This window comes from Mesorhizobium sp. WSM4808 (genome assembly GCF_055811675.1).
Window position 1 is genome coordinate 55,044 of the sequence record NZ_JBVVQX010000021.1, and the last position, 16,951, is coordinate 71,994.

Below are 16,951 nucleotides of genomic sequence, written 5' to 3' on the forward strand. Positions count from 1 at the left end.
TCGTCAATCCACGCCGAGCGCCTGATCCCCCCGATCGAGGATAAGCGGGATGATCAGGTCTTCCTCGTCGGCAAGATGCCTTGTCAGCATGGCGATCAGCCGGCTGTTTTCGTCGGCATAGGCGTCGGCGGCGAAGCGCTGTCTGTCTTCGCTCTCCTGAAGCGTCTTGATGAACGCATTGGCCGCCTCGGCATTACGCTCCAGCCCTTCATGGATGGTGTGATGGTCGGCATCGAGAATCTCGAAGCCGTGCTTCAAACGGGGCTCGGCCTTGGCGAAGACCGGAAAATATTGATAATCCTCGACGTTGTGGTGACCGTCGAGGTTGCCTAGAAAATGATTGAGGCGGGGCGCGAACCAGCGCGCGAAATCAGGCGCCGTCAGCCGTCCCTCACGGTAGTCGCCGATGCCGTTGGCCAGCATGCCGCCAAGTTCGCGGAACATGTCGTGCCGCTGCAGCCACATATTGGCGATGCCGTGGATGTTGGCATGGTCCTGCCAGTTTTCACGGGGATATTTCTCGGCCAGCCAGCGCAGATCATCCGGCAGGCCCACGCGTTCGAGACGCAGAAAATTGGCGGCCCTGGCCATGACAGTCTCCTTTGGTGACTGGCATATAGGCATCGAAAGGCTAGATCGGTAGCCCGGTGATCCGCTCGATAATGGCGATGCCCCAGACGCCGGCGACGATGAGCACCGAAATCAGCACCGCCAGCGAACCGCAATCCTTGGCCAACTGGATATCGACATTGAACTCGCGGCTGAAAGCGTCGCATGCCGCCTCGATGCCGGTGTTCAGCACTTCGACCATGATCAGGAGCAGCACCGCGCCGATCAGCAAGGCATAACCGCGCCACGAGATCGAAACGAACCAGCCGAGCGGCAAGGCAAGCGCCAGCAGCATCAGCTCCTGCTGGAAAGCCTTCTCGCTGGTGGCCAGCTTGCGAAACGCCCGCACCGAATTGAAATAAGCATCTATCAGCCGCTGCATGCCAAACCCCTTTGCGAATCACCGGCACGGGATAATGCAATGGCTGGCCAGATCAATGGAATAAGGTGACTTGTCCAAGATTCATTCAGCAACCGGTATGGACGGTGTCGACTTTTCAAACTGTGGCAGCCCGTCGTCGATCGAATAATAGTCGCCCTTATCACCGACGAAGATATGGCATTCCCCCTCAAGACCTGTCGGCTTGTCGAACGATCCCGCCATGACCGAAACGTAGTCCTGGTCTCGCGGCTTCCAGAACAGCACCGATCCGCATGCCTTGCAGAACCCACGCCTGGCGAAGGTAGAGGCTTCGTACCAGGTGATACTTTCCGTGCCCTCGATCACGATGTCGGCGTTGGCAACATTGGTCGCGGCATAGAAATGTCCGCTCTGCTTGCGGCATTGCGAGCAATGGCAATAGACGACGCCACGCAGCGCCCCGTTCGTTCTGAAGCGGACGGCTCCGCACAGACACGATCCCTGGTGACCATCACTCACGTCGATCCTCCTTGAAGAAAAGTGCCGGGCATGGCTTAGGATTCCAGCTTTGCCGCGCAAGCACGCAAGCAAATGCGACATGTGCTGGCGTGGAGAATCCGAAATTCGGTTTCATTTTCAAGAGTGCGATGTGCGAATCGCGAATTCAAGCCGCCGCACCGGCGTTGTTTCCAACTGTTGGACGCACGGACCAAGGCTTTTACAGCCCGCAGACAGAGAAAACCCGCTGAACCTCTGTCAGTTAAGGAAACTTTAGCGACAGCGCATTTATGGTCACCTCCAAGCGAAGGCCGTGGGTGGGGACGCATCCTTTCGCAAGTTGTTCCGAAGCGTCGGTCGCATTCCCCAGGGGCCCGGCGACAAAGGGAATCCGCGAATTCCGCGGAACATCCGAGGGGAAGAACCAAGATGCAGCCGGCAGTTCTCCCGACCGAGCGAAGCACCGACATCGCAGCCACCGCTGTTGCCACAATGCGCCAGCTGGGTGTGCTCGGCTTGCCGCGCAACTACGAGATCTTCTACGAGGCCCTGAGCGGCACCAATCGCGAACTCAGCCTCGCCGTCGTTTCGCTGAGCGGCCGGCCGACACAGGATGAACTGGATCAGATCGGACGCACTTTCTTTGCCCACAACCATGGCCCTGGTATCGTCGAGCATGCCAGGGACGTCATTGCCAGGGAGCTCGAGGAGGTCGCTTCGCTGCTGCGGAGCGAGCGCAGCCACATCGAGAAATACGGCAGGATCCTCGATGAGACATCGAGCGGCCTCAGCGGCCGCAGCCTTCTCTCTCAGGATCTCCTGCAGAAGATCGCCAACGCCATGGCGGTTGCCACCAATTCGACGATCGACCACGGCCGGCAGGTGGCCTCGACGCTCAGCGACAAGACGGCCGAACTCGAGAGCGTCAAGTCGAAGCTTGAGGAGTACAAGCGGCTGGCCGACACCGATCCGTTGACGCATATCTGGAATCGGCGCGCCTTCGACAAGGAGATCACCAGGATCTACAACAGCAACAGGGGTATCCTGTTCAACGCCCTGGTTCTTGTCGACATCGACCGCTTCAAGGATATCAACGACCGCTATGGCCACCCGGTCGGCGACAAGATCATCCAGAGCATCGCCGATATTTTCCAGACCAGCATTCGCGGCGACATGTTCGTCGCCCGCACCGGCGGCGAGGAGTTCGCGCTGATCATCGAGGGCGCCAGCGAGGACGCCACCTATGACGTCGCAGAGCGTATTCGCGCCCTGATCGAGCAGACGCCGTTCACCAGCAGCCAGACCGGCACGAATTATGGCACCGTCACCGTCTCGATGGGCATCTGCATGGCGTCCGAAGCCGAAGGACCCGAAGATCTCTACACCAAGGCCGACCGTGCGCTCTATCGCTCCAAGGTCAGCGGCCGCAACCGGGTCACCAAGCACTCGACGATGGCAGGCCGGGCCGGCAAGAGCTGGCTGCTCTACAAGAAGGACTGACAGTCCCTGCCGGCTGGTGCCGGGAACACTGGACTAGCGCAGACATAAAAGGCGCCCGATTTCTCGGACGCCCTTTCACGGATCTTATTCGGACTGCGCGAAAATCAGCCGTTGACCGCCTGCTTGTGCTGCACCGGGTGGCTCTTCTTCAAAAGATCCGAGACCAGGAAGGCCAGTTCGATCGCCTGGTCGGCGTTAAGGCGCGGATCGCAATGGGTGTGGTAGCGGTCCTGCAATTCCTCGGCGGTGATGGCGCGCGCGCCACCGGTGCATTCGGTGACGTTCTTGCCGGTCATTTCGACATGGATGCCGCCCGGATGCGTGCCTTCGGCGCGGTGCACCTCGAAGAAGGTCTGGACCTCCTTGAGAATGCGGTCGAACGGCCGCGTCTTGTAGCCGGCGGCCTCGATCGTGTTGCCGTGCATCGGGTCCGACGACCACACCACGGAGCGGCCTTCCTTCTGCACCGCGCGCACCAGCTTCGGTAGATGATCGGCGACCTTGTCGGAACCGAAGCGGGCGATCAGCGTCAGCCGGCCGGGCTCATTGTCCGGATTGAGCAGGTCGATCAGCTCCAGCAAGCCGTCCGGCGTCAGCGACGGGCCGCATTTCAGCCCCAGCGGGTTCTTGATCCCACGGCAATACTCGACATGGGCATGATCGGGCTGGCGGGTGCGGTCGCCGATCCAGATCATGTGGCCTGACGTGGCGTACCAGTCGCCGGAGGTCGAATCGACGCGCGTCAGTGCCTCCTCGTAGCCGAGCAGCAGCGCCTCATGGCTGGTGTAGAAATCCGTCTCGCGCAGCGCGTAGTTGGTTTCCGAAGTGATGCCGACGGCCTTCATGAAGTCCATCGTCTCGGTGATGCGGTTGGCGAGAGACTCATATTTTTCGCCCTGCGGGCTGTCGGAGACGAAGCCGAGCATCCAGCGGTGCACATTCTCCAGGCTGGCATAGCCGCCTTGCGCGAAGGCGCGCAGAAGGTTGAGCGTCGCCGCCGACTGGCGGTACGCCATCTCCTGGCGGGCGGGATCCGGAATGCGCGACTTCGGGTCGAATTCGATGCCGTTGATGATGTCGCCGCGATAGCTGGGCAGCGTCACCTCGCCCTTGGTCTCGTTGTCGGACGAACGCGGCTTGGCGAACTGGCCGGCAACGCGGCCAACCTTCACCACCGGCTGCGCGCCGGCGAAGGTGAGCACCACGGACATCTGCAGGAAGACGCGGAAGAAATCGCGGATGTTGTCCGCGCCATGCTCGGCGAAGCTCTCGGCGCAATCGCCGCCCTGGAGAAGGAATGCGTCACCGGCGGCTACAGAAGCGAGCTGCTTCTTCAGCTTGCGCGCCTCACCGGCAAAAACCAGCGGCGGAAAGGTTGCGAGCTGGGCCTCCGTGTTCTTCAGCGCGGCAAGGTCCGGATAGGCAGGAACCTGCTTGATCGGCTTTGCTCTCCACGAATTCGGCGACCATTTCGTCATCGCTGCACCCAACGCTCTTTCCGGCAAGCACCCTCGCCTGCCATTTCCCGCCCCTATATGGGATGGCGGCTCCATACACGAAGCCGATTTCCTATTCTAGACCGGAATTCAAGCGCTGGCGAATGGCCTGGGCCGGCTATGCCGCCTTCTCCACCAGCCGCGCCAACTGCGTCATGACGACCGCCGAGCCCGCCAATCGCTTCTCGGGGGTTGGCCAATCGCGCACGAAGACGACGCTGTGGTCCGGCCGGATCTTGGCCAGCGAGCCCTGCTCGCCGATGAACCGGACGAGCCCGACCGGGTTGGAGAATTCGCGCTTGCGGAAATGGATGACGACGCCCTTCGGCCCGGCGTCGAGCTTCTCGACATTGGCCTTGCGGCAGAGCGCCTTGATGAAGACGATCTTGAGCAGATGCTTGACTTCGTCCGGCAGCGGGCCGAAGCGGTCGATCAGCTCGGCGCCGAAAGCGTCGATTTCTTCGGTGTTTTCGAGATCGCCAAGCCTGCGGTAGAGCGCCAGCCGGAGCTGCAAATCCGGAACATAGCTTTCCGGGATCATCACCGCCGTGCCGACGGCAATCTGCGGCGACCAGCCGCCATCCTGCACTTCGCCGGAATCCTTCACCTCGCCGACGGCCTCTTCCAGCATCTGCTGGTAGAGCTCGAAGCCGACCTCCTTGATGTGGCCGGACTGCTCTTCGCCAAGAAGATTGCCGGCGCCACGGATGTCGAGGTCGTGGCTGGCCAGTTGGAAGCCGGCCCCCAGCGTATCCAGCGATTGCAGCACCTTCAGCCGGCGCTCGGCGGTGTCGGTGAGCTTGCGGTTGGCCGGCAGCGTGAACAACGCATAGGCGCGCACCTTCGAGCGGCCGACGCGACCGCGTAACTGGTAAAGCTGCGACAGGCCGAACATGTCGGCGCGATGGATGATCAGCGTGTTGGCGGTCGGGATGTCGAGACCGGATTCGACGATGGTCGTCGACAGCAGCACGTCGTACTGGCCGTCATAGAAGGCATTCATGATATCGTCGAGTTCGCCCGGCGGCATCTGGCCATGTGCCACCGCTACCTTCAACTCCGGCACGGATTCCTTCAGGAAATCATGGATTTCCGAGAGATCGCTGATGCGCGGCACCACATAGAAGGAATGGCCGCCGCGATATCGCTCGCGCAGCAGCGTCTCGCGGATGACCAGCGGATCGAACGGCGAGATGAAGGTGCGCACCGCCATTCGGTCGACCGGCGGCGTGGCGATCAGCGACAGCTCGCGCACCCCGGTCAACGCCAGTTGCAGCGTGCGCGGGATCGGTGTCGCCGAGAGCGTCAGCACGTGCACGTCGGTCTTCAAATCCTTCAGCCGCTCCTTGTGCTTGACGCCAAAGTGCTGCTCCTCGTCGATGATCAGCAGGCCAAGGTTCTTGAACGAGATCGCGGAACCAAGCAGCGCGTGCGTGCCGATGACGATGTCGACCTGGCCCTCGGCGATGCCTTTCTTGGTCTCGGCCAGTTCCTTGGCGCCGACCAGCCGCGACGCCTGGCCGACACGGATCGGCAGGCCGGAGAAACGCTGCGAAAAGGTCTTGAAATGCTGGCGCGACAACAATGTCGTCGGCACCACAACTGCCACCTGAAAGCCTTCCATCGCCGCGATGAAGGCGGCGCGCAGCGCCACTTCGGTCTTGCCGAAGCCGACATCGCCGCAAATCAGCCGGTCCATCGGCTTGCCGGCAGCAAGATCGTCGCGCACCGAATCGATGGCCGTCTGCTGGTCGTCGGTCTCCTCATAGGGGAAGCGGGCCGCGAACTCGCCATAGAGGCCTTCTGCCGGCACCAGTGGCGGTGCGGAGCGCATCTGCCGTTCGGCGGCGATGCGGATCAGCTGCCCGGCCATGTCGAGCAGGCGCTTCTTCAGTCGCGCCTTGCGCGACTGCCAGGCGCCGCCGCCAAGCTTGTCCAGCGTCGCCTCGGCCGTGTCGGAACCGTAGCGCGACAGGAGTTCGATGTTTTCCACCGGCAGGAACAGCCGGTCGTCGCCGGCATAGTGGATTTCCAGGCAGTCATGCGGTGCGCCGACCGCTTCGATGGTGCGCAGGCCGATGAAACGGCCAATGCCGTGGTCGGCATGGACAACGATGTCGCCGGCCGACAGCGCCGAGGCCTCGGCGATGAAATCCGACGGACGCTTCTTGCGTTTCGAGCGCCGGATCAGCCGGTCGCCCAAAATGTCCTGTTCGGCGACGACGACCAGTTTTTCGGTCTCGAAGCCGGATTCGAGCGGCAGTACGGCCAGGGCCGCCTGCCCCGGTTCGAGCTTTTCGGCTTCCGCCAGCGTCGCCACCTGCTTGAGATTGCCGAGATGGTGTTCGGCAAGGATCTGGCCAAGCCGGTCGAGCGAGCCTTCGGTCCAGCCGGCAATGACAATGCGGCGGCGCGCCGCGCGCTCATCGGCGATGTGTTTGACGACGACATCGAACACATTGGCGTTCGGATCGGCGCGCTCCTCGACGAAGCTGCGGCCGTGGCGTGAGCCGGCGTGATAGACCTTCTTGGCGCCAACTTCGGGCGCGTCGAATGGCGTGAAGTCGATCGCTTCACGCGACCCGAGCGAGGCAATCAGGTTTTCCGGGGAGAGATAGAGCAGGTCCGGTGCGACCGGCTTGTAGGGCACGGCGTCCTTCAAGGCACCGTCCGCCTGCTTCTTGCGCGCCTCGTAATGGTCGAGGATCAGCGTGTGGCGTTCGGCCAACGCCTCATGCGCCAGATGGTCGAAGATGACAGGCGTGTCAGGCAGATAGTCGAACACCGTCTCCAGCCGCTCATAGAAAAACGGCAGCCAGTGTTCCATTCCGGCAAACCGCCTGCCTTCGCTGACTGCTGCATAGAGCCCGTCATCGCGCTGTGGAGCGCCAAAGGCTTCGATATAGGAGCGGCGGAAACGGCTGATGGTTTCGGGCGTCAGCGCCACTTCGCTCATCGCCTGCAGCGCCATCGACTTGCGCTGGCCGGTGGTGCGCTGCGTGGCGGCGTCGAACACACGGATCGATTCCAGCGTGTCGCCGAAGAAGTCGAGCCTGAGCGCTTCGGTCCACCCAGGCGCGAACAGGTCGAGAATGCCGCCGCGCACTGCGAACTCACCGATGCCGCGCACTGTCGGCACGCGCTCAAAACCGGACGTTTCCAGCCGCGACACCAGTACATTCATGTTGATCTGGTTGCCGGGTCTGGCATGAAAGGTCTGTGCCTCGACGAGATCCGCCGGCGGAATGCGTTGCAGCAGCGCATTGGCGGTGGTGAGGATGACGGCGCGGTGCGGCTTCTTCGCCAGCGCGATCATGGCCGTCAGCGCATCGAGGCGCTTGGCGGCAGCATCCGAACCGGGCGAAACGCGGTCGTAAGGCAGACAATCCCACGCCGGTAGTTCCAGCACCGGCAGGCCGGGGGCAGCGAAAGACAGCGCCTCAACGATCGCCGGCAGGCGCTGACCGTCGCGCGCGACGAACAGAACCGGCTTGTCCGGCGCGATCTCAAGTGCCGCCTGCACCAGCGCAAAGGCTTCGTAGCCATCGGCGACGCCGTCGACGATGAACTGGCCGGCGCGGTCTTTCGGCAGACCGATGGTGGGAATGAGGCTCATGAAATCACGGTCTTGTTTTATCGCAATTCCGAACGGAAAACCGCTTCGTGCTTTTCCTGGAATTGCTTGTGTTCAGAATGTCAGAGAATGGCGGAAAGCCAGGATCTTTTGCAGGACGGCACAATCGATATCGGCCGGCACCGGGCGTTCGCCGGTGACCATGGGCAGGAATTCGGTATCGGGAATGTCGAGGAGCCTCTCATATTGGTCGATTTCCTCAGCCGTCAAGGCGCCGATCTCAGCGTCGGCGAAAGTGCCGAGGATCAGGTCCATCTCGCGCATGCCGCGATGCCAGGAGCGAAACAGAAGCTTGCGGCGGCGGACGTCGAGCCCCTCGCTTGATCTCGTCGTTCCGGTCATCGTGCCGCATCCTTGCTTGCTGCGGCGCATATAGCGTGGATAGAAGGGGCTGTCAGCCTTGCGCTGCCGCCATCGCAACATAAGCTGACATCATGCGCCCGACCATCCTCGATCCCTTGTTTGTACCGATCACGTCGCTTGCAGGCGTCGGACCGAAAGTCGGCGCGCTGATCGAGAAGGTTGTCCCGGCCGATCTGGGTGACCGCCCCGCCCGCGCGGGCGACCTTCTGTTCGTGCTGCCGCACACCGTCATCGACCGGCGCAGCCGGCCGGGCATCGCAGGATCCGCGGAAGGCCAGATCGTGACGCTGGAGGTGCGCATCGACCGCCACCAGCCGCCGCCGCGCGGCAACAGGTCGGTGCCTTACCGCGTCTTCGCCCATGACGACACCGGCGAGATCGCGCTGACCTTCTTCCATGCTCACGCTTCCTATCTCGAAAAGGCGATGCCCGAGGGCGAGCATGTCGTGGTCTCGGGCCGCATGGAATGGTTCAATGGCCGCCCCAGCATGGTCCACCCCGACCATATTGCGCTGGCCAGCGAGGCGGAAAACCTGCCGCTGGTCGAACCGGTCTATCCCCTGACAGCCGGGCTCTCGGGCAAGGTGCTGCGCCGGGCGATCGGCCAGGCGCTGGCGCGTGTGCCTGAGTTTCCCGAATGGCAGGACGGCGCCTTTATGCGCCGGCACACCTTTGCGGCCTTTGCCGATGCGCTCGCCCGCATCCACAATCCCGCCGACCCGATCGACGTCTCCATCGACGGCGCCGCCTGGCGGCGGCTCGCCTATGACGAGTTGCTGGCGGGCCAGGTCTCGCTGGCGCTGGTGCGGGCAAAAGTCCGCAGGCTGTCCGGGCGTCCCCTGGTCGGCGACGGCCGCATCGTTGAAAAACTGAGGGCCGCACTGCCCTACTCGCTGACATCGAGCCAGGAGTTCGCGCTGGCCGAAATCAATGCCGACCTCGCTGATCCCGAGCGCATGCTGCGGCTTCTGCAGGGCGATGTCGGCTCCGGCAAGACGGTCGTAGCGCTGTTGGCCATGGCACGCGCCGTCGAGGCCGGCGGCCAGGCAGCCTTGATGGCACCGACCGAAATCCTGGCGCGCCAGCATCTGGCGACCATCACGCCGCTTGCCGCCAAGGTCGGGCTGCGCATTGCCATCCTCACCGGCCGCGAAAAGGGCCGCGAACGCGCGGATACGCTGGCCGGCCTGGCAAGCGGTGAGATCGACATCGTGGTCGGCACCCACGCGCTGTTCCAGGAGACGGTCATGTTCCACGACCTGGTCTTCGCCGTGATCGACGAGCAGCACCGTTTCGGCGTCCATCAGCGGCTTGCCATCACCGCCAAGGGCGACGCGCCGGACATGCTGGTGATGACGGCCACTCCCATCCCCCGCACGCTGGTGCTGACCGCTTTCGGCGACATGGACGTGTCGAAACTGACGGAAAAACCGGCCGGCCGCCAGCCGATCCGTACCGTTACGCTGCCGCTCGAGCGGCTCGACGAACTGGTCGACCGCATGGTGGACGCCGTCGCCGCAGGCCAGAAGATCTACTGGATCTGTCCGCTGGTCGAGGAATCCGAAGAAATCAAGCTGATGTCGGCCGAGGACCGCTTCGCCTCGCTGAAACCATTGTTCGGCGACCGTATCGGGCTCGTTCACGGCCGCATGAAGGGTGCCGAGAAGGACGAGGCGATGCGTGCCTTCAAGCAGGGCGAGACACGCATCCTGATCGCCACCACCGTCATCGAGGTCGGCGTCGACGTGCCGGACGCCACCGTCATGGTCATCGAGCACGCCGAGCGCTTCGGCCTGGCCCAGCTGCACCAACTGCGCGGCCGGGTCGGGCGTGGCGACAAGCCCTCCTCCTGCGTGCTGCTCTACAAGGACCCGCCTGGCGAGACCGCAAAACGCCGGCTGTCGGTGATGCGCGAGACCGAGGACGGGTTCCTGATCGCCGAAGAAGACCTGAAGCTGCGCGGCGAAGGCGAATTGCTGGGCACCCGCCAGTCTGGCACGCCGGGTTTCCAGGTTGCGCGCATCGAGGCGCATGCCGACCTTCTGGAGGCCGCCCGCGACGATGCCAGGCTGATCCTGTCGCGCGACCCGGAGCTGCAATCGCAGCGTGGCGAGGCGTTGCGCCTGCTGCTTTATTTGTTCGGCCGCGACGAGGCCGTGCGGCTCCTGCGCGCCGGCTGAGCCAGGGCGGCAACCGACGGGTTGGCGAGCATCCCTTCGATCGGCTCGCCATTCACGACAACCATTTGCTTGACCTCGGGCGCCACCAGCCCGGCCGACACAATCAGCTTGGCGCCGTCCTCAATCGTCATGTCGAGCAGCACGATGTCCGACTTCGGCACATACATCAGGAATCCGGTGGTCGGGTTTGGCGTGCACGGCATGAATACGGCAATCAGCGGATCGCCTTCCTGGTCGAGCTTCTGGTTGATCTCGGTTTCCTTCTCGCTGGCGACGAACACCAGCGACCACACACCCTTGCGCGGATATTCGACCAGTCCGACTTGGCGGAACATGTCGCCCTTGTTCGACAGCACGGTCTCGAAAATCTGTTTCAGCGAGCCATAGATACCGCGCACCAACGGCATGCGGCCAAGCAGGCGCTCGCCGAAATTGACGATGGCGCGGCCGACGATGTTGGCCGTCAGGAAGCCGATCAGCGTGATCAGGATGAGCGCCACGATCAGCCCGAACCCCGGCACAGGAAACGACAAATAGGTGTCAGGGCTGTAGCGGGCCGGAATATAGGGTTTCACCCAGGAATCGACCCAACCGATGAATGACCAGGCGATGTAGGCGGTGATCGCCAGCGGCGCGCAGACGATGAAGCCCGTGAGGAAATAGTTCCTCAGCCGGGTCACGCCGGAAGTCTTGGGAGCGTCGGACATGATTCACCGGAGGTGCTATTTCGACGCGACATTAGTGAACCGCCGTCCAGTTTGGAACTGCGAAGTCTTTAAAGAGCCGATTATGCCGCCACTTCCAACGGAGCAATCCAAACGGAAGCAGCATACGTTCACGATTAGCCGAAAACATCCTTCCTTTCGTCATCCACGGGCGGAGCAAGGAGCGAAGCGACGCGGCGCAGACCCGAGGATGACGAAAGGATGAGAGCTATTCCACCGTCACCGATTTCGCCAGATTGCGCGGCTGGTCGACGTCGGTGCCCATGAAGACGGCGGTAAAATAGGCCAGCATCTGGATCGGCAGCGCGTAGATGATCGGCGAGATGATTTCCGGCACGTCCGGCAGGATGATCGTCTCCATCGTCTTGACGCTCGTCAGCGCCGCACCCTTGCTGTCGGTGATCAGGATGATCTTGCCGCCGCGCGCCGCCACTTCCTGCATGTTCGAAACGGTCTTTTCGAAAATGTGGTCGTGCGGCGCAATGACGATGACCGGCATGTTCTCGTCGATCAGCGCGATCGGTCCATGCTTCAGCTCGCCGGCCGCATAGCCCTCGGCGTGGATATAGGAGATTTCCTTGAGTTTCAGCGCGCCTTCCATGGCCAGCGGAAAGTTGGTGTCGCGGCCGAGATAGAGCACGTCCTTGTAGCGTGAGAGTTCACGCGCGATCCGTTCGATCTGCTCTTCAAGCTTGAGCACCTGATTGGCATAGCGCGGCGCTTCCGAAAGCGCGCGCACCAGGGTCTTCTCTTGTTCTTTCGAGATTGTCCCGCGCGCCACGCCGGCCCGCACAGCAAGCGATGCCAGCACCGAAAGCTGGCAGGTGAACGCCTTGGTCGAGGCAACGCCGATCTCCGGCCCGGCGAGCGTCGGCAGCACGACATCGGATTCGCGCGCCATGGTCGATTCGCGCACATTGACGATCGCGCCGATCTTCATGCCGGCCTTGCGGCAATAACGCAGCGAGGCCAGCGTGTCGGCAGTCTCACCGGACTGCGAAATGAAGAACGCCGCGTCGTTCTTCGACAATGGCATTTCGCGGTAACGGAATTCGGAGGCGACATCGATGTCGACGGGCAGGCGCGCGTAGCGCTCGAACCAGTATTTGCCGATCAGGCCGGCAAGATAGGCGGTACCGCAGGCCGAAATCGCCAGCCGGTCGATTTTGGCGAAATCGAAAGGCAGGTCGAGCGGCTTGGAGACGCCGCCGACAAAATCCAGATAATTCGCCAAGGTATGCGAGATCACTTCGGGCTGCTCATGGATCTCTTTCTCCATGAAATGGCGCCGGTTACCCTTGTCGACCATGAAGCTGGTCGAAAGCGACTGCTGGCGCTTGCGGTCGACCTTTGTGCCGTCGATGTCGAAGATGGCAACGCCGTCGCGGCGCACCACCGCCCAGTCGCCATCTTCGAGATAGGTGATCGAATTGGTGAACGGTGCGAGCGCGATGGCGTCGGAGCCCAAAAACATCTCGCCATCGCCATGGCCGACAGCCAAAGGCGGACCATTGCGCGCGCCGACGATCAGGTCCTCGTCGCCCTTGAACATGATGGCCAGCGCGAAAGCGCCTTCCAGCCGCTTCAGCGCCTGGTGCGCGGCCTCGACCGGCTTCAGCCCTCTGGCGAGTTCGCGCGCCACCAGATGGGCGACGACCTCGGTGTCGGTCTGCGAGGAGAAAGAATAGCCATCGCGGATCAGTTCTTCGCGCAATTCGGCGAAATTCTCGATGATGCCGTTATGGACGATGGCGACACCGTCGGAAAAATGCGGATGCGCATTGGTCTCGTTGGGCACGCCGTGTGTCGCCCAGCGTGTGTGACCGATGCCGATCGTACCGTCGAGCGGCTCGTCCTTGAGCCGGCGCTCGAGGTTGATCAGCTTGCCTTCGGCGCGGCGGCGAGCAAGCTGGCCGTGCTCGATGGTGGCGACGCCGGCCGAGTCATAGCCGCGATATTCCAACCGCTTCAGCGCATCGACGATGAGCGGCGCAACCTGCGAGTGGCCGACGATTCCAACGATACCGCACATGCAGACAGCCCCCGATTCCCCGTGGAAAACCAGCGCTATTTAGGGATGGCCGGCCTGCCGCGAAAGTCACATTGCATTTCGTCCCGTGTAACGGAACGCTCATTCTTGTCGATGCACCATGACAGACCGCTCTTGCAATCCGGTTACTGCAATCGTTCGGTTTTTTGCGGGCTGGTCTTACTTTTTCTTCGCAGCCGCGGCCGAAGCAAAGCGTTCGCGCAATTCCTTGCCCTTGCCCGGGATCGTCTTCTGGCGAGCACGGCCGAAGGCCAGCGCATCGTCGGGCACGCTTTCGGTGATCACGCTGCCCGAGGCGATGTAGCCGCCCTTGCCGATGGTGACAGGTGCCACCAGCGACGAATTGGAGCCTACAAAAGCGCCCTCGCCGATGTCCGTGAAGAATTTCGAATAGCCGTCATAATTGCAGGTGATGGTGCCGGCGCCGATATTGGCTCCCGCGCCGACGCGGGCATCGCCGATATAGGTCAGATGGTTGACCTTGGCGCCCTCTTCGATAACCGCCTGCTTGACCTCGCAGAAATTGCCGACCTTGGCCTTGTCCCGGAGATCAGCACCCGGCCGCAGTCGCGCGTATGGCCCGACATCGCAATTGGACGCAATGGTGGCGCCTTCGATGTGGCTGAACGCATGTATCTTGGCGCCCGTCGCAATCTTCACACCCGGACCGAACCAGACATTGGGCTCGACGATCGTGTCAGTGCCGATCTCGGTGTCGTGCGAGAAATACACGGTCTCCGGCGCGATCAGCGTCACGCCCGACAGCATCGCTTCATGCCGCCGGCGCGCCTGCCATATGCCCTCGGCTTGCGCAAGTTCGGCGCGGTTGTTGATACCGAGTGCGCTTTCGAAGCTGGCTTCGGTGGCGACGACATCGAGGCCTCGCGCACTGGCGATCTCGACAATGTCGGTGAGATAACATTCGCCTTTGGCATTCTTATTGCCAACCTGATCGAGCAGCGTCAGCACGTGGGCGCCGGCCACCGCCATCATGCCGGCATTGCAGAAGCCGATCTTTCTTTCCTCCTCGGAACAGTCCTTCTCCTCGCGGATGGCCACCAATTTGCCGTCCTTCTCGATCAGCCTGCCATAGCCGGTCGGGCTGGGCGGGCGAAAGCCGATCACGACGACGGCGGCGCCCTCGGCCAGCTTCAGCCGCGCCACGGTCAGCGCATCGGCGTCGATCAGCGGCGTGTCGCCAAACATCACCAGGACGTCGTCATAACCCTTTGATATCGCATCGCGTGCGGCCAGCACGGCGTGCGCGGTGCCAAGGCGCTTCTCCTGCACGAAAGTCTCGGCCTTCGGCGCGAACTTTGCCGCAGCCTTGCGCATCTCGTCGGCGCCATGGCCGATCACCAGCGCCTGGCTGCCGGCGCCGGCGGCTTCGGCTGCCTTCACCACATGGGCGACCATCGGCAGGCCGGCGATCTGGTGCAGCACCTTCGGCAGCACGCTCTTCATGCGCGTGCCTTCGCCGGCGGCGAGAATGACGGACAGGCAGGATCTCTGGCTCATGGAAGGGACAACCATATGAAAAGGGTTGGGAATCAAAGCATGCTAGCAGTGGCGCCTTGCTTCACCAATGCGGTTAAATTTCGGTGAGATGGCGGAGCAGCTGACTCTTAATCAGCGGGTCTTAAAACGGAATTCGGCAGTCAGCACACCTACAACAGGCCGTGTTTCCTGAATTCCGCCTGCTCGTCACCTGATATCCAGCCAAACACCTTCAGCTTGCCGTCACGCTTTTCGACGAGATAGTTGACCGCAAAGTCGATGGTCACGGGACTCCCATCCTTGCGTTCATAGTCACCGGCCCAGCTTACCTCAGCCACGCAATGGTCCTGGTCGACAGGTGTCACAGAGACCTCCTTGCAGGTCATCCTCTTGCTGCCGAGGGCACGATAGGCCTCAAAGCCCTTTGTCATGATGGCCTTCAACTGCTCGCCATTCTCGCCAACCATGACCGCTGCCGGCGTCACCGAGACAAAACCGGCCGAATACATGTCCGCGACGTCGTTGAGATCGACGGTGTCGGCGATCGCGTCATTGTAGATTTTCTCATAGACCTTGAAGAATTTTCGCACATCCGCCTTGGCTACCATTCTCGCCTCCCGGCTCGAAAAAGTGTTGATCAACGGTACTGCAAATGCGGGCTGCCGTGCATCGTTCCGCCGACGCGACCTACCCCAGCCGCCCCAGCACCGGGAAATTTTCCAGCAGCCAGTAAGACACCGTCTGCACGCCGCCGGTGAGGAAAAACACGCCGGCGACCACCAGCAGCGCGCCGATCGCTTTTTCGACGCGGCCGAGATGGACGCGGAATTTGCCAAGGAAGCGCATGAAGGCGCCGGAAAACAGGGCGGCGGTCAGGAACGGGATACCCAGCCCGAGCGAATAGGCGGCGAGCAGCAGCGCGCCCTCGCCCACCGTCTCGCGGCCGCCGGCCAGCGTCAGGATCGGACCGAGCACCGGGCCGATGCAGGGCGTCCAGCCGAAGGCGAAGGCCAGCCCCATGACATAGGCCGCGACCGCACTTGCCGGCTTGCCCTGCGACTGGAAGCGCGCCTCGCGTGAAAGCAGCGGAATGCGCAGGATGCCGAGGAAATTCAGGCCCATGAGGATGATCAGCACACCGGCGCCCATCGCCAGCGGCTCCTGCCAGATACGCAGCAGCCGGCCGATGGTCGAGGCCCCGGCGCCAAGCGCGACAAAGACGGTCGAGAAGCCGAGCACGAAGGCGATCGAGGAATAAAGCAGCGCGCCGCGCGCGCCTTCCCTCGCCGTAGTTCCCGCATTGCCACGGAAATCGTCGACCGACACGCCGGCCATATAGCAGAGATAGGGCGGCACCAGCGGCAGCACGCAAGGCGACAGGAACGAGATGGCTCCCGCCCCGACCGCGCTGACATAGCCGATGTCCAATGCCATTTCCAGGAACTCCAATGCCGTGCCGCTGATATAGCGACGCGCAGCCTTGTCCACCAATCACCATTGTGTTGGCAAGATCATGCTTGCCGGGGAAGAAACGGCAGCCCCTGGGCGTTGACACAGCGAGGCCGCGATTTCCCGCGCGTCTCCAGATATCAGTCAGGGAGATTTCCATGAAAACCATAACCGCAGGACTGGCAGCGCTTTTGCTCAGCACCGCCGCATCCTTCGCCGCCGACGCGTGGAAGGAAGCCGAGGTCAATGGCACCAAGATCTACACCGACGCCAATGGCATGACGCTCTACACCTATGACAAGGACGAGAAGGGCAAGACCAATTGCTACGACAAATGCGCCACCAACTGGCCGCCACTGAAAGCCGAAGCCGGCGCCAAGGCGGACGACGAATGGACCGTTGTCGACCGCACCGACGGCACCAAGATGTGGGCCTATGACGGCAAGCCGGTCTACACCTTCATCAAGGACAAGAAGCCAGGCGATGTGACCGGCGACGGCGTCGGCGAGGTCTGGCACATCGTCAAGGCCGACTAAGCACGCCAATCCCGCTGCTGGCGGGACAAGGGTTGGTCGCCGGGCATCTCCAT

General features: G+C 62.4%; 14 protein-coding genes. 3 read left to right on the forward strand and 11 right to left on the reverse strand.

Annotated features, from left to right (window positions below):
* Positions 1-3: 3 nt before the first annotated feature.
* The 3 genes from AC0L2U_RS29095 to AC0L2U_RS29105 form a co-directional block, all read right to left on the reverse strand.
* Positions 4-591, reverse strand: a complete 588-nt coding sequence (locus AC0L2U_RS29095; RefSeq protein WP_292704082.1) for a hemerythrin domain-containing protein — start codon at positions 589-591, stop codon at positions 4-6.
* 40 nt (positions 592-631) lie between these two features.
* Positions 632-991: a diacylglycerol kinase gene (locus tag AC0L2U_RS29100; RefSeq protein WP_023810560.1), complete on the reverse strand. Its 360-nt coding sequence runs from the start codon at positions 989-991 to the stop codon at positions 632-634.
* Positions 992-1,072: 81 nt separating this feature from the next.
* Positions 1,073-1,489: a GFA family protein gene (locus AC0L2U_RS29105; protein ID WP_027036778.1), complete on the reverse strand. Its 417-nt coding sequence runs from the start codon at positions 1,487-1,489 to the stop codon at positions 1,073-1,075.
* A gap of 408 nt (positions 1,490-1,897) precedes the next feature.
* Between AC0L2U_RS29105 and AC0L2U_RS29110 the strand changes: the two genes are divergently transcribed.
* The gene (locus AC0L2U_RS29110; RefSeq protein ID WP_473603041.1) at positions 1,898-2,968 is read left to right on the forward strand and encodes a diguanylate cyclase; all 1,071 of its coding nucleotides are present in this window, start codon (positions 1,898-1,900) and stop codon (positions 2,966-2,968) included.
* A 104-nt stretch (positions 2,969-3,072) separates the two neighbouring features.
* On the opposite strand, the gene AC0L2U_RS29115 is transcribed toward AC0L2U_RS29110, so the two are convergent.
* The 3 genes from AC0L2U_RS29115 to AC0L2U_RS29125 all read right to left on the reverse strand — a co-directional run bounded on the left by AC0L2U_RS29115 (position 3,073) and on the right by AC0L2U_RS29125 (position 8,440).
* Positions 3,073-4,446, reverse strand: a complete 1,374-nt coding sequence (locus tag AC0L2U_RS29115) for a class II 3-deoxy-7-phosphoheptulonate synthase (RefSeq protein ID WP_292682540.1) — start codon at positions 4,444-4,446, stop codon at positions 3,073-3,075.
* A gap of 136 nt (positions 4,447-4,582) precedes the next feature.
* On the reverse strand, positions 4,583-8,080 hold the full coding sequence (gene mfd / locus AC0L2U_RS29120; RefSeq protein ID WP_473603042.1) for a transcription-repair coupling factor: 3,498 nt from the start codon (positions 8,078-8,080) through the stop codon (positions 4,583-4,585).
* 72 nt (positions 8,081-8,152) lie between these two features.
* Positions 8,153-8,440 (reverse strand): succinate dehydrogenase assembly factor 2, encoded by a 288-nt coding sequence (locus AC0L2U_RS29125; RefSeq protein WP_027036782.1) that lies wholly within the window; start codon positions 8,438-8,440, stop codon positions 8,153-8,155.
* A 92-nt stretch (positions 8,441-8,532) separates the two neighbouring features.
* Here AC0L2U_RS29125 and recG point away from each other — a divergent pair, with 92 nt between their 5' ends.
* The gene (gene recG, locus AC0L2U_RS29130; RefSeq protein WP_292635183.1) at positions 8,533-10,641 is read left to right on the forward strand and encodes an ATP-dependent DNA helicase RecG; all 2,109 of its coding nucleotides are present in this window, start codon (positions 8,533-8,535) and stop codon (positions 10,639-10,641) included.
* On the opposite strand, the gene AC0L2U_RS29135 is transcribed toward recG, so the two are convergent.
* The 5 genes from AC0L2U_RS29135 to AC0L2U_RS29155 all read right to left on the reverse strand — a co-directional run bounded on the left by AC0L2U_RS29135 (position 10,593) and on the right by AC0L2U_RS29155 (position 16,347).
* Positions 10,593-11,348: a DUF502 domain-containing protein gene (locus AC0L2U_RS29135; RefSeq protein ID WP_027036784.1), complete on the reverse strand. Its 756-nt coding sequence runs from the start codon at positions 11,346-11,348 to the stop codon at positions 10,593-10,595. The two genes, recG and AC0L2U_RS29135, sit on opposite strands and share 49 nt — an antisense overlap.
* A 226-nt stretch (positions 11,349-11,574) precedes the next feature.
* A complete protein-coding gene (gene glmS, locus AC0L2U_RS29140; protein ID WP_127810539.1) occupies positions 11,575-13,398 on the reverse strand; it encodes a glutamine--fructose-6-phosphate transaminase (isomerizing) in 1,824 nt (607 codons plus the stop codon).
* A gap of 177 nt (positions 13,399-13,575) precedes the next feature.
* Entirely contained in the window at positions 13,576-14,934 is a 1,359-nt protein-coding gene (gene glmU, locus AC0L2U_RS29145; protein ID WP_473603043.1) for a bifunctional UDP-N-acetylglucosamine diphosphorylase/glucosamine-1-phosphate N-acetyltransferase GlmU, read from the reverse strand.
* 149 nt (positions 14,935-15,083) lie between these two features.
* The gene (locus tag AC0L2U_RS29150; RefSeq protein ID WP_256748189.1) at positions 15,084-15,521 is read right to left on the reverse strand and encodes a nuclear transport factor 2 family protein; all 438 of its coding nucleotides are present in this window, start codon (positions 15,519-15,521) and stop codon (positions 15,084-15,086) included.
* Between the two features lie 79 nt (positions 15,522-15,600).
* Positions 15,601-16,347, reverse strand: a complete 747-nt coding sequence (locus AC0L2U_RS29155; protein WP_473603053.1) for a cytochrome c biogenesis CcdA family protein — start codon at positions 16,345-16,347, stop codon at positions 15,601-15,603.
* Positions 16,348-16,520: 173 nt separating this feature from the next.
* Between AC0L2U_RS29155 and AC0L2U_RS29160 the strand changes: the two genes are divergently transcribed.
* Complete coding sequence (locus AC0L2U_RS29160; protein ID WP_128303545.1) at positions 16,521-16,898, forward strand: COG4315 family predicted lipoprotein; 378 nt, start codon at positions 16,521-16,523, stop codon at positions 16,896-16,898.
* Positions 16,899-16,951: the final 53 nt, after the last annotated feature.